We start from the raw sequence: 12,236 nt of genomic DNA, 5'->3' as shown, positions 1-12,236 counted from the left end.
ATTGGTAAGTAAGAACTAAAAATTAAATATCATCAAATTCTATATCTGTAAAAGTTGATGTTTGTGGTATAATATCGTCATCTGATTTTTCAGATGCGTATTCTTTTTTGAAATCTTTTTGGTGTCTTTCTGAGATTACTTCTTCGCCTTTGTGGTTCAAAACGTAAGATGTCATTTCTCCTAAAATCTCTGCAAAAGCTGCGAAATCTTCTTTATACAAGTAGATTTTATGTTTTTTGAAATGGAAAGATCCATCTTCTTCAGTAAATTTTTTGCTTTCGGTAATGGTAATGTAGTAATCGTCAGCTTTTGTAGCTCTCACATCAAAGAAATAGGTTCTTCTTCCAGCTCTTAATACTTTAGAAAATATCTCTTCTTTTTCTAACATGTCATGTTCTCTCATAATCCTTTCTATCAATTTATGGTTGTTAACTAGCACTCAAAAATCTATAAAAAATATGTATTATCCAACAATTATAGCAATTCTTTTTCTGAAAGTTGTTTCAAATACAAAGCTGCGTAATACCCTTCTTGATTTATCAATTGATTATGAGATCCTTGTTGTATAATTTGTCCTTTGTCGATAATTATAATTCTATCGGCATTTTTAGCTGACGATATGCGGTGGCTTACAATTATTGTTGTTTTGTCTTTGCAAATTTCATTTAAGTTGTTCAGTATTGCTTCTTCCGTTTCCGTATCTACTGCAGACAGACAATCATCAAAAAGTAAAATAGGAGGGTTTTTAATAATGGCTCTGGCAATAGAAACACGTTGTTTTTGTCCGCCGGAAAGTGTAATTCCCCTTTCGCCAAGAACGGTTTCATATTGTTTATTAAAGCCCATGATGTTATCGTGAACCACAGCACTTTTTGCTGCAGCATGTACCTCTTTATCTGTAGCATTCTCTTTACCGAACATGATATTATTCTTGATGCTATCTGAAAACAAAAACGCATCTTGCGGCACAATTCCGATGCTGTTTCGCAAATCAAATAGATTTACGCTGCTGATTTCTTTTCCGTCAATGGTTATTTTCCCTTCGGTTACATCGTACATTCTGGAAATCAGCGATAAAATAGTCGATTTTCCGGATCCCGTTTTTCCTAAAATAGCTAAAGTTTCTCCTTTTTTTACCGTGAACGAAATGTTTTGTAACGCTTTGATATTAGTATCTTCGTACGTATAGCTTACGTTGTCGAAAGAAATAAATCCTTCAATCACCGATTTATTTTCATTGTTATTTTTTATCTCAGGCTCAATTTTTAGGAATTCGTTCAATCTTTTTTGAGAAGCCTCAGCTTCCTGAACCATTGATGAAATCCAACCTAAAGACGCTACCGGCCAAGTAAGCATATTCACGTACAAAATAAACTCGGCAATAGTTCCAATACTTTTAATAGTACCATCGATGTACATTGAACCTCCAAAATAAATTACCACTAAATTGCTAATTCCTATCAGTGCCAACATTAACGGACCAAACAGGGATTGTACTTTGGCCAAATTTAAACTTTTACTTTTGCTTTCATTAGCTAAACTCACCATGTTATTTTGATGCTGATCTTCAAGTGAATACGCTTTAATCACCCGTATTCCTGAGAATATTTCTTGCGAAAAACTGGAAACTTTAGATAAATACTGTTGAAAAATGGTGCTTCTTATATTGATTTCAGAGCTCAGTTTAAATATAGCGTACGATAAAATGGGTAAAGGAAGTAATGTATATAAAGTCAAGATAGGTGATACATTATACATGTAGACGATTACAATTGCAAAACGAATCACGGTATTAATGGTGTACATAACCGCCGGGCCTACATACATTCGTACTTTTGAAACGTCTTCGCTGATGCGGTTCATTAAATCTCCGGTACGATTTTGCTTGTAAAAGTTCTGCGAAAGATTTTCATATTGACGAAACACTTCGTTTTTTAAATCAAATTCTATGTGTCGCGACATCACGATTAAGGTTTGTCTCATCAAAAAAGTAAGGAAACCTGCAATGATTGTGGTGGCGATAATCAGTAGAATATTCGAAATTAATTCTTCATGAATAACGGATTTGGACACGGATTCATCTTTGGCGAAAGCCTCAATTAATTTAAATGAATTGCTGATCAACTTTGGGGTGAAAAGCATAAATATCTGAGCAATAATGGTAAAAACAATTCCGAGTAAAAAACTGTATTTATATTTAACGAAGTATTTATTTAAATAACGTAATTCTTTCATTTTTTTAATATATTCTGTGTTGAAATGATTTTATTTTTAGGATAAAATTGCGTTTTCAATACCTTTTATGATAAATTTTTGATTGTTTTAATTGATGAATCGACAATTTTTTAATAAAATGTTGACGCATATTTATATTTTATGTAAATTTGAATTGTCTTTTTGACAAATTCATAATTTTATCACTATAAAAATTTACACTATGAATGCAGCTTTCACAACTGGAAAGGAACTTCAAAAAATGGATCCGGTTTTTGGTCAATTATCATTTGATGATCACGAACAAATTGTATTTTGCAACGACAAAGATACAGGTTTAAAAGCAATTATCGGTATTCATAATTCGGTAATGGGTCCAGCTTTGGGAGGTACAAGAATGTATAATTACGCGAATGAATGGGAAGCACTGAACGATGTTTTGCGTCTTTCCCGCGGAATGACTTTTAAAGCAGCGATTACAGGATTAAATATTGGTGGTGGTAAAGCAGTCATCATTGGTGATGCCAAAACACAAAAAACACCAGAGTTGATGCGTAAATTTGGTGAATTCGTGCATTCTTTAAGCGGACGATATATTACAGCGGAAGATATGGGAATGGAAACCGCAGATATGGATATCGTAAGAGATGTGACACCTTATGTTACTGGAATTTCTGAATCGAGAGGTGGTTCTGGAAATCCATCACCAGTTACGGCTTACGGAGTATATTTAGGGATGAAAGCGGCTGCAAAACAACAATTTGGTTCGGATGTTTTGAGTGGCAAAAAAGTATTGGTTCAAGGAATTGGCCACGTAGGCGAAACTTTAGTTGATTATTTGACCAAAGAGGGAGCAATCGTTACAATCGCTGACATCAATGAAGAAAAACTGAATGAAGTAGGAACGAAGTACCATGCAGAAATTTTCAGAGGAGACGATTTATACAGCGCAGATGTTGATATTTACGCACCTTGCGCGATGGGAGCAACGTTAAATGACAATACAGTTTATAAAATAAAAGCAAAAGTAATTGCTGGTGCTGCCAATAATCAATTGGCTGATGAGAATGTTCATGGTGCAATTTTACAGGAAAGAGGCATTCTTTATGCTCCGGATTTCTTGATTAATGCCGGTGGAATCATCAATGTTTATGCTGAATTAGCGCATTATGACAAAGCGGAAATCATGCGTAAAACAGAAAATATTTACAACACAACATTAGAGATATTTGATTTTGCCCTTGCAAACAATATGACAACCCATCATGCTGCTTTGACTATTGCTCAAAATAGAATCAATCAAAGAAAATTAGAAAACAGTAAAAAGTAGTTTTCAGTACTCAGCTGTCAGTATTCAGTGATAAATTATGTCCCATCACTAAATACTGATTGCTGAATACTTATAAAATAAGCGTTTTTATATTTTATTTTAATAAATGAAATACTTATTTTTGCACCCTAATTAATAAAAGTTCTTACAAGGTGGTAAATAGAAGACACATTCGCGTTAAAGTTATGCAGTCCATTTATGCAATGCATCAAAGCGGTTCAGATAATCTGGAAAAAGAAGAAAAATTCCTTTTTTACAGTATCGATAATATTCAAGATTTATACCTTATAATGATTTCTTCGCTAATTGAAATCTGTAAAACAGAAACTATCTTTTTGCACAAATCAAGTTTGAAACATCTTGCAACTCCTGAGGAACGTAAACCCAACGAAAAATTCATCAAAAACAAGATTTTTCAAATTCTTTCCGAAAATAATTCATTAAGTATTGCACTGGAAAATCGTAAAATCAATAATTGGACGTTAAACGATGATTATATTTTATTGCTTTTGAATGATATAAAGCGCAGCAAATTGTATGCGGATTACATGAGTAATGCAGTCAATACTTTTGAGGAAGACCGACAGTTCATCGCGGATTTATTCATGGATGTAATTGTTCCTAACGAAAAATTATATGACTATCTGGAAGATGATAAGTTGACTTGGGTAGATGATATTCCGTTGGTAAATACGCATATCATCAAGCAGTTGAAAGCGATTAAATCGGGTGAAGATGATAATTTCAGAGTGCCAAAATTGTTCAAAGACAATGAGGACAGGGATTTTGTTAAAGATTTGTTCCGAAAAACGGTTCTTAACGAAAATGAATTAGCCAAGGAATATGTAGATAAAACACCGAACTGGGACAGCGAAAGGATTGCTGAAATAGATACAATTATCCTCAAAATGGCTATTTGCGAATTCCTAAAATTTCCATCTATTCCAGTAAAAGTAACACTTAATGAATATTTAGAGGTTGCTAAAGAATATTCTACGCCAAAAAGTAGTATTTTTATCAATGGGATTTTAGATAATTTAGTAAAAGAACTTCAAACTAACAAAAGAATTATAAAAGCCGGTCGTGGCCTAATGTAATAATTAATAAATTAAAAGAGAATTAAAATTATGGAACAATTAACTCAATTTGCACCGTTTATATTAATGTTTGTGGTGATCTATTTCTTTATGATCAGACCGCAACAAAAAAGAGCAAAAAATGAAAAGGAATTTGAAAGCAGTTTAAAAGTTGGTGATAAAATCATCACTAAAAGCGGTCTTCACGGAAAAGTTTCTGAGCTTGCGGACACAACAGTTATTGTTGAAACGATGTCAGGAAAATTGAAAATGGAGCGTTCTGCTATTTCTATGGAAATGAGTGCAGTTTTGAACAAAAAATAATTCTCGCTTTCATGAATTAAAAAGTCCCAATCTAATCAGATTGGGACTTTTTTTTGGATAAAAATAATCAGATTATTTTTTATTCTTTTTATTCTTCTTCGCTTTTTTAGATTTTGCTTTGGCTTTTTTAGCTTTAATCTTCGCTTTTACTTTTGCTTTTTTGGCTTTGTCTTTTTTAGCTTTTTTCGCCTTTTTGGCTTTTGCTTTCGCTTTTTGTTTTGCTTTCTCTTTTGCGTCAGCTTTTTTTGCCTTTTTCTTGTCTTTATCTTTCATATTTAACTTCTTTTTAGTGATTTTTTTACTACTCTTTTTATCAGAAGCAACATCATCAGTATCTTCTTCGCCTTCAACCGAAATAGTTATAGTTTCTTCAATGATTTCAGTTACAATTGCATCATTTTCAGGTTCGATAATTTCAGCAGGTACCAATTTAGGGTTAATAATTTTTGGTTTTCTGGTTCGGATTGGTTTTTCAACTTCAGGTTTTGCTGGAGACGGTTGTTTCGTATCCTCTTCTTTTTTTTGTATCATAATTTATGTTGTTTGTGTCAGTTTCAGTTTTATTAAAGACAATTATTCTTCGGATGTTACTAAATTGTAATTTTATTGTAAGTAAATATAGTGATTTAATCTATTGTCTAATGTTAAGGTTTTCAGTAAATTGAATGAAGTTTATAGAAACCCATAATTAGCAAGTAAATGAATCAGATCTAAAGTTTGAGTTTTGATAACCAATTCAACCGCATTATTGATAAATAATTGAAAAGGTAAATGATGGCTAAAATTTAATTTATTATTTTTAGAAAACTCTAAAATTTCTTTGCCACAGATTTCACAGATTAATTCGTCCGTAGTTTAAAAAATCTTTTTAATCCTTCCAATCTGTGAAAAAAACTCTTTTTAACAATTGTGACAATATATCTTTCTTGCCACTTATATGCCATGTTTTCATTGGTTTTAAATAAAAAAAAAGCCCCAAATAGCATTAGACTATTTGGGGCGATTATTTAAGGACGAAAACTTGATCTTATCGGTATTTGTCATTAAGACCAATGTTTTCTAATATCATTGGTATAATCTTTTCAATTCGGGAGCGCTTGGTTTCTTCCCGTTTTGCAGTTTCGATATACTCTAAAAATTCATATTGTTTGTACGCTGAGAATTTGTGAAAAGCGTTGGCTAATTCTGTATTGGCATCTAATTCTTTTTGGAATAACTCGGATAAAATCGGCGTTTTCTTTTCCGGTTTACTTATTTTTCCTTGCTTTTCATTTTCAATCGCTTCTTTTATATATTCGAGTACTGCCGCTTCATCAACTTCTTCTTTTGATGTAAAACGCCATTGTCGCAATGATTTAGTAACGCCTTCTTGTGCATTTACTAATAACTGTTTTTTATCCTGCAGCAAAGCACCATCGAAAAACCAGATTGTAAAATAATTTTTAAATCCTCCAATTCCAATTACATTTTTACCATTTAGGACATAAACAATTCCGCCCCATTTAGTCGTTTCCACCAATTCCGTTTTAATAACAATTGATTTCAGAAATTCTAATTCTTCTGACCAACTATTGTTTTTATCCCAAGTATGTGTTGCTTTTGAGGATTCCAATGTATTATTTTTTAGCAGATTCTTCCAGCGCAGTCAACTCTGCAATTTTTACGATTACTTCTACTGCTTTTTGCATGCTTTCAGCTGGAACATATTCATATTTTCCGTGAAAATTATGTCCACCGGCAAATATGTTAGGGCAAGGCAATCCTTTATAGGACAATTGAGAACCGTCAGTTCCTCCGCGAATAGGTTTTATAAGTGGTTTAATGTCTAGTTCTTTCATTGCTTTTTCGGCAATATCCACAATATGTTTCACAGGTAATACCTTTTCCTTCATATTGTAATATTGATCTTTAACTTCAGTGATTACAATGTCTTCTCCAAATTGTTTTGCAAATTTCTTATTGATTTTTCGAGCAATTTTCTCGATTAGTTTTTTTCGCTTTTCAAACTTTTTCTTGTTATGATCGCGAATAATAAGTTCCAAAACAGTTTCTTCGATACTTCCGGTTAAATGGTGCACATGGAAAAAACCTTCATATCCTTTTGTTTCCTCCGGAGTTTCTCCAGAAGGCAGTTGATTCATGAAATCATTGGCAATCAACATTGAATTAATCATTTTGCCTTTGGCATATCCGGGATGCACGCTTTTACCTTTGAAAGTAATTTTGGCGCCTGCTGCATTAAAATTTTCATATTCTAATTCTCCTACTTGGCTTCCGTCCATTGTGTATGCCCAATCTGCTCCAAATTTCTCTACATCAAAATGGTGCGCACCGCGGCCAATTTCTTCATCAGGTGTAAAACCAACTCTGATTTTTCCGTGTTTGATTTCGGGGGTATTTATTAAAAATTCCATGGCGGTAACAATCTCTGTGATTCCAGCTTTGTCGTCCGCTCCTAATAAGGTTGTTCCATCTGTGGTGATTAGTGTTTGCCCTTTGTATTGCAACAGATCTTTGAAATAATTGGGTGATAATATTATATTTTTGGCGGCATTTAATACAATGTCTTTCCCATCATAATCTCGGATAATCTGAGGTTTCACATTCGCACCACAAAAATCCGGTGAAGTGTCAAAGTGAGAAATAAATCCAATGGTTGGTACATCATAATCTACATTACTAGGCAAGGTCGCCATGATATATGATTTGTCATCTATTGTTACATCCTGCATACCAATAGCTTTTAATTCTTCAACCAGTTTATTGGCTAAAACCCATTGTTTTTGTGTGCTTGGAGTAGTTTCTGAATTCGGATCAGATTCCGTGTCTATAATTACATAACTGATGAAACGATCTATAATATGTTGCATATTTCTTTGTTTTATGCAAATATAATCATTTTTTCAGGAGCATTTTGAAGTAAAACGATAACAAAATTTTGTTTATCTCAATTTTTTGAATCTCGAAAACAAAGATACTGACAGGTTTTCTTACTATTAAAATTAGCTGTTTTTATCATAAAAAAAACCACCCGAAGGTGGTTGAAATTTAGTCTCTGGCTTTATTTAATTTTTTTTCTGCTTTCTCAAGATTTTCTTCCAGTTTGTTGATTTTGATTTGTTGCCTACTGATTTTTATATTTTCCTTTTCGGTGCTCATAGATGAGAGTTTTCCTCTGACTTTTTTGGATTCTAATCTTGCTGATTGTTGTGAAAAATTTTGTTTTTCTTTTGCAAGTTGTCCTTTCAACTTAGCAACAGAATTTTCATTTGAAGCAATTTTATCTTGCTGCTTTTCGAAACGTTTTTGCTTTTTTGCGAATTCTTTTTTCTCCTTCTCCAAACGCTGAACTTGTTTTAGAGCTCTTTTCTCAGCTTTGAGTTTGTTATTCTAAGATTTTGTATCTTCGTTCTGTTTATCGGATATCAAGGTTGGAGATGCAGCCACTTTAATAGTATCACTTATGGTTTTCACAGTAGTTACAGTAGCTACTTTTATAGTGTCGTTTTCTACCGTTTGTACAAAAAATAGTTGAAATGTAAAGAACAGTAATAAAGTTGTTGTAATTTTCATTGTATCAAGAGTTTAATTTAAAGTTTGGAATCTGTTATAGCTGTGCCAATGTTAGTTTAAGGCATTTCAGCTTTAATTGTGGCATTGTGGAACAAATAAATGCAATATTCTTAGACGATTTTTTTTTGGCTATAGCCAAAGGAATTGCAGTCGTAAGCACTTTTTACTTGTGAAAAATGATTTTGTAAATTATTTTCTAAATATTTATTTTTCGGTTAGATAATTCTATTTTTGCACAACACAACAACACACTCATGTACAAATTACTTCTACGTCCCATCCTTTTTTTCTTTGATCCTGAAAAAGTGCATTATTTTACTTTTTCATTGATCCGATTTTTGTCTAGAATTCCGGGATTTTCTTCTCTTTTTAAATCGCTTTATGAAGTCAACGATCCCAGATTAGAAACCGAAGTCTTTGGATTGAAGTTTAAAAATCCGGTAGGACTTGCCGCAGGTTTTGATAAAGACGCCAAGTTGTATAAAGAGTTGTCTAATTTTGGTTTTGGTTTTATCGAAATAGGAACCCTTACGCCAAAAGGTCAGGAAGGAAATCCCAAAAAACGATTGTTTCGTCTAAAAGAAGATAGCGCTATCATCAACAGAATGGGATTTAACAACGGCGGAGTTGAGGCAGCTGTGGAACGATTAAAAGAAAATAAAGATGTGCTGATAGGCGGAAATATTGGAAAAAACAAATTGACGCCAAACGAAGAAGCGACCTCAGATTACGAAATATGTTTTGATGCTTTGTACGATTATGTTGACTATTTTGTGGTTAATGTAAGTTCACCAAACACGCCAAACCTGCGTGCTTTGCAAGATAAAGAGCCATTGACGCAATTGTTGCAAACGCTACAAAATAAGAATTTGGCTAAGCTAAAGCAAAAGCCAATTTTATTAAAAATTGCTCCTGATTTAACGGATGAGCAATTGCTGGATATTATTGATATTGTAAAAGAAACAAAAATCGCAGGAGTTATTGCTACCAATACCACGATTTCCCGTGAAGGTTTGCAATCTGAAAATAAAGTCGAAATGGGCGGACTTTCAGGAAAACCATTGGCAAAACGTTCTACAGAAGTTATTCGGTTTTTGGCTGAAAAAAGTAATAAAGCTTTTCCAATTATTGGAGTGGGAGGAATTCATTCAGCCGAAGATGCGATAGAGAAATTGGATGCCGGAGCGAATTTAGTGCAGTTGTACACCGGTTTTATTTACGAGGGACCAGCCTTGGTGAAAGCCATAAATAAGAAAATTTTAGAAAGATTGTAATATTCCATATTGTACCAAAAGCCCTGTCAGTAAAGCAATTCCAAAACTTAATAAAGTTCCGATAAGAACATATTCAGTAAGTTTTCGGTCCTTGGCTTCTTTTAAATCACCAAAACGGAAGATAGATTTTGCAGCCAATAGAAAACCAATGGCTTCAAAATGGCCCGTAATGACAAAATAAAAAACAAATAACCGTTCTAATATTCCAATGTAATTTCCAGCATTGGATAGAGAATCGTCATTTTTTTTGTTTTCAGGAGTCCAAATCGAAATGATATTTTTTATCAGTATCGAAGTAGGTTGTGTTAGTAATAATATTCCGGTTGCATAGATCCAAAATTTGTTGTCGAATGCCGTGAAATCAACACGTTTGTTAATGTAAAATAGTGTGATTGCTATCAGCGCGATAAGATGTAAAAGTTGGTCAATTATAAACCAATTACGTTTTGTTTTGTTTTTTTGAAAGTGTAATTTCATCAAATCAATTCCTCCATGTGTTATCGCCAGCGCAACTGCATACCAAACAAAATAAGTATTTCCAATTAAAATCCAAGCTAGAAAAAAATGAATGATCGTGTGGATATATAGGTAAATACTTTTGTGTTTCTTGTTTTCTTTATCTAAAACCCAAGATGTAGGTTGTAACAAAAAATCACCAAGTAAATGTGCCAAAAGTAGTTTTACAAAAATAATCATACACCGAGGTTTTTAATTTTTTTTCGGAAATGATTGTCTAAGTCAAGAATCAAATCAAACTGCGCTCGTTTTCGTCTACGACTTACAGCGGCTTGATTAATTCCTAGTTTTACACCTATTTCTTCTTGAGAAAGCGATTTGTTATCTATGGAAATTAAAACAAATTCAGCCGATTGTACCAGCCAATTATCCATAAAAGTTAATCCTAAACGTAACATTAAATTTATTTCAGTATCTAAATCACTGTTGCCGGAATTGATGGCTAAAGTAGTTTTTAGTTTTTTTAGAGTTTCAAAAAGTTCTCCCGATCTAACGAATGCAGTTCCGTTACTTTCTGAAATTTTTGTTGCTGAATAGGTTTTATGACCAAAACCAATACTCATTCTTGCATCGAGTTTTAGCGTTTTCAGATACGATTTAATTTGCAAAGCTGTGAGCAATGCTTCTTCAGGATTTGTAATTTCTATTTGAAATTCGTCTCCGCGATAAATTTCCCATTCATTCGGGTTTTTACCTTTGGTATTAAACAATTCTTTTAAACCGTCAATCCATATTGCAGAAGGTAGTTTTCTCGAGTTAATAATGTCTCCTGTGATTATACTTATCATAATTCAAATATAATTAAAAATTCAAGTTTAATTCTAAAAGGTTAAAATCGAAATATTACCAAATTACGTAATAATAATTAATATTACCAAATTACGTAATATATAAAATTATTACCAAAATAGGGAATAATATTCATTTTTGAAAATTTGAAATCAGAATTTAAAATTCATAATTGTTTTTCTATCTTTGGCTGTCTATGGAACCAATAAAAATTATAGAATGTCCACGCGATGCCATGCAAGGCATCAAACCATTTATTCCTACAGAAAGAAAAGTAGCTTACATTCAAGCATTATTGCGTGTAGGCTTTGACAGCATTGATTTTGGGAGTTTTGTTTCACCCAAAGCAATCCCGCAAATGCAGGATACGGCCGAAGTTTTGGCACGACTGGACTTGTCTCAAACCCGAAGCAAACTTTTGGCTATTATTGCCAATACGCAAGGGGCAACCCTCGCTGCCGTTCATCCTGAAATACAATATTTGGGTTTCCCATTTTCGATTTCTGAGAATTTCCAAATGCGGAATACCCACAAAACCATAGCCGAATCATTAATCACTTTACAGGAAATTCTTGAAATTGCAGATCAAAGTAATAAAGAAGTGGTGGCGTATTTATCAATGGGATTTGGAAATCCGTATGGCGATCCTTGGAGCGTTGAAATAGTAGGAGAGTGGACGGAAAAATTAGCATTGATGGGAGTCAAAATACTATCACTGTCGGATACGGTAGGAAGTTCAACTCCGGATGTAATCTCATACTTGTTTTCGAATTTAATTCCAAAATATCCCGAAATAGAATTTGGTGCGCATCTACACACGACACCAGACAAATGGTTTGAGAAAATTGACGCTGCTTACAAAGCGGGTTGCCGTCGATACGATGGTGCGATCCAAGGTTTTGGAGGCTGTCCAATGGCCACAGATGATCTGACCGGAAATATGCCCACGGAGAAATTATTATCTTATTTTACTGCACAAAAAGAAAACACCAATATAAGTCCAGTGAGTTTTGAAAGTGCTTACAATGAGGCGTCTAAGTTATTCGCGGCTTATCATTAACATATTTTTTTTCAATTAGTATTGAACTCTGTACTCAGATAATAATAAGTTATATATTCATGCGTTAGTGATTAAATAGC

The 12,236-nt window shown here is 33.3% G+C and carries 14 protein-coding genes; 5 read left to right on the top strand and 9 right to left on the bottom strand.

All coding sequences use genetic code 11. The annotated features are described in order from the left end of the window. Window positions 1-22: 22 nt before the first annotated feature. Complete coding sequence (locus tag E0F89_RS08275; protein ID WP_131909318.1) at window positions 23-403, bottom strand: PUR family DNA/RNA-binding protein; 381 nt, start codon at window positions 401-403, stop codon at window positions 23-25. A 71-nt stretch (window positions 404-474) separates the two neighbouring features. Next, the gene (locus E0F89_RS08270; protein WP_131909317.1) at window positions 475-2,235 is read right to left on the bottom strand and encodes an ABC transporter ATP-binding protein; all 1,761 of its coding nucleotides are present in this window, start codon (window positions 2,233-2,235) and stop codon (window positions 475-477) included. Window positions 2,236-2,437: 202 nt separating this feature from the next. Here E0F89_RS08270 and E0F89_RS08265 point away from each other — a divergent pair, with 202 nt between their 5' ends. From E0F89_RS08265 to yajC, 3 genes are all read left to right on the top strand, one after another. Then, window positions 2,438-3,544, top strand: coding sequence for a Glu/Leu/Phe/Val family dehydrogenase (locus E0F89_RS08265; RefSeq protein ID WP_131909316.1), 1,107 nt, complete (start codon window positions 2,438-2,440; stop codon window positions 3,542-3,544). 185 nt (window positions 3,545-3,729) lie between these two features. Next, the gene (gene nusB, locus E0F89_RS08260; RefSeq protein WP_131909371.1) at window positions 3,730-4,641 is read left to right on the top strand and encodes a transcription antitermination factor NusB; all 912 of its coding nucleotides are present in this window, start codon (window positions 3,730-3,732) and stop codon (window positions 4,639-4,641) included. A 30-nt stretch (window positions 4,642-4,671) separates the two neighbouring features. Further along, a complete protein-coding gene (yajC, locus tag E0F89_RS08255; RefSeq protein ID WP_131909315.1) occupies window positions 4,672-4,944 on the top strand; it encodes a preprotein translocase subunit YajC in 273 nt (90 codons plus the stop codon). Window positions 4,945-5,016: 72 nt separating this feature from the next. On the opposite strand, the gene E0F89_RS08250 is transcribed toward yajC, so the two are convergent. The 5 genes from E0F89_RS08250 to E0F89_RS08230 all read right to left on the bottom strand — a co-directional run bounded on the left by E0F89_RS08250 (window position 5,017) and on the right by E0F89_RS08230 (window position 8,517). Continuing rightward, window positions 5,017-5,475, bottom strand: a complete 459-nt coding sequence (locus tag E0F89_RS08250; protein ID WP_131909314.1) for a hypothetical protein — start codon at window positions 5,473-5,475, stop codon at window positions 5,017-5,019. Between the two features lie 496 nt (window positions 5,476-5,971). Further along, window positions 5,972-6,556, bottom strand: coding sequence for a YdeI/OmpD-associated family protein (locus tag E0F89_RS08245; protein ID WP_131909313.1), 585 nt, complete (start codon window positions 6,554-6,556; stop codon window positions 5,972-5,974). Window positions 6,557-6,560: 4 nt separating this feature from the next. Further along, window positions 6,561-7,814 (bottom strand): peptidase T, encoded by a 1,254-nt coding sequence (gene pepT / locus E0F89_RS08240; RefSeq protein WP_131909312.1) that lies wholly within the window; start codon window positions 7,812-7,814, stop codon window positions 6,561-6,563. A 178-nt stretch (window positions 7,815-7,992) separates the two neighbouring features. Further along, complete coding sequence (locus E0F89_RS08235) at window positions 7,993-8,286, bottom strand: hypothetical protein (protein WP_131909311.1); 294 nt, start codon at window positions 8,284-8,286, stop codon at window positions 7,993-7,995. Window positions 8,287-8,334: 48 nt separating this feature from the next. Continuing rightward, on the bottom strand, window positions 8,335-8,517 hold the full coding sequence (locus E0F89_RS08230) for a hypothetical protein (protein WP_131909310.1): 183 nt from the start codon (window positions 8,515-8,517) through the stop codon (window positions 8,335-8,337). 254 nt (window positions 8,518-8,771) lie between these two features. Here E0F89_RS08230 and E0F89_RS08225 point away from each other — a divergent pair, with 254 nt between their 5' ends. Further along, the gene (locus tag E0F89_RS08225; protein WP_131909309.1) at window positions 8,772-9,791 is read left to right on the top strand and encodes a quinone-dependent dihydroorotate dehydrogenase; all 1,020 of its coding nucleotides are present in this window, start codon (window positions 8,772-8,774) and stop codon (window positions 9,789-9,791) included. On the opposite strand, the gene E0F89_RS08220 is transcribed toward E0F89_RS08225, so the two are convergent. Together E0F89_RS08220 and E0F89_RS08215 are read right to left on the bottom strand one after the other, a co-directional pair. After that, window positions 9,777-10,487 (bottom strand): DUF3307 domain-containing protein, encoded by a 711-nt coding sequence (locus E0F89_RS08220; protein ID WP_131909308.1) that lies wholly within the window; start codon window positions 10,485-10,487, stop codon window positions 9,777-9,779. The two genes, E0F89_RS08225 and E0F89_RS08220, sit on opposite strands and share 15 nt — an antisense overlap. Then, on the bottom strand, window positions 10,484-11,095 hold the full coding sequence (locus E0F89_RS08215) for a hypothetical protein (RefSeq protein WP_131909307.1): 612 nt from the start codon (window positions 11,093-11,095) through the stop codon (window positions 10,484-10,486). The genes E0F89_RS08220 and E0F89_RS08215 overlap by 4 nt, the downstream gene beginning before the upstream one ends. A gap of 197 nt (window positions 11,096-11,292) precedes the next feature. On the opposite strand from E0F89_RS08215, the gene E0F89_RS08210 reads away from it, so the two are divergent. Further along, window positions 11,293-12,156, top strand: a complete 864-nt coding sequence (locus E0F89_RS08210; protein WP_131909306.1) for a hydroxymethylglutaryl-CoA lyase — start codon at window positions 11,293-11,295, stop codon at window positions 12,154-12,156. The last annotated feature ends 80 nt before the right edge of the window (window positions 12,157-12,236 follow it).

It is taken from the genome of Flavobacterium caseinilyticum, from assembly GCF_004349085.1.
GTDB classification, from domain to species: domain Bacteria; phylum Bacteroidota; class Bacteroidia; order Flavobacteriales; family Flavobacteriaceae; genus Flavobacterium; species Flavobacterium caseinilyticum.
Note: the sequence above shows the minus strand (reverse complement) of the source record. Positions and strands in the feature narration are given on the sequence as shown.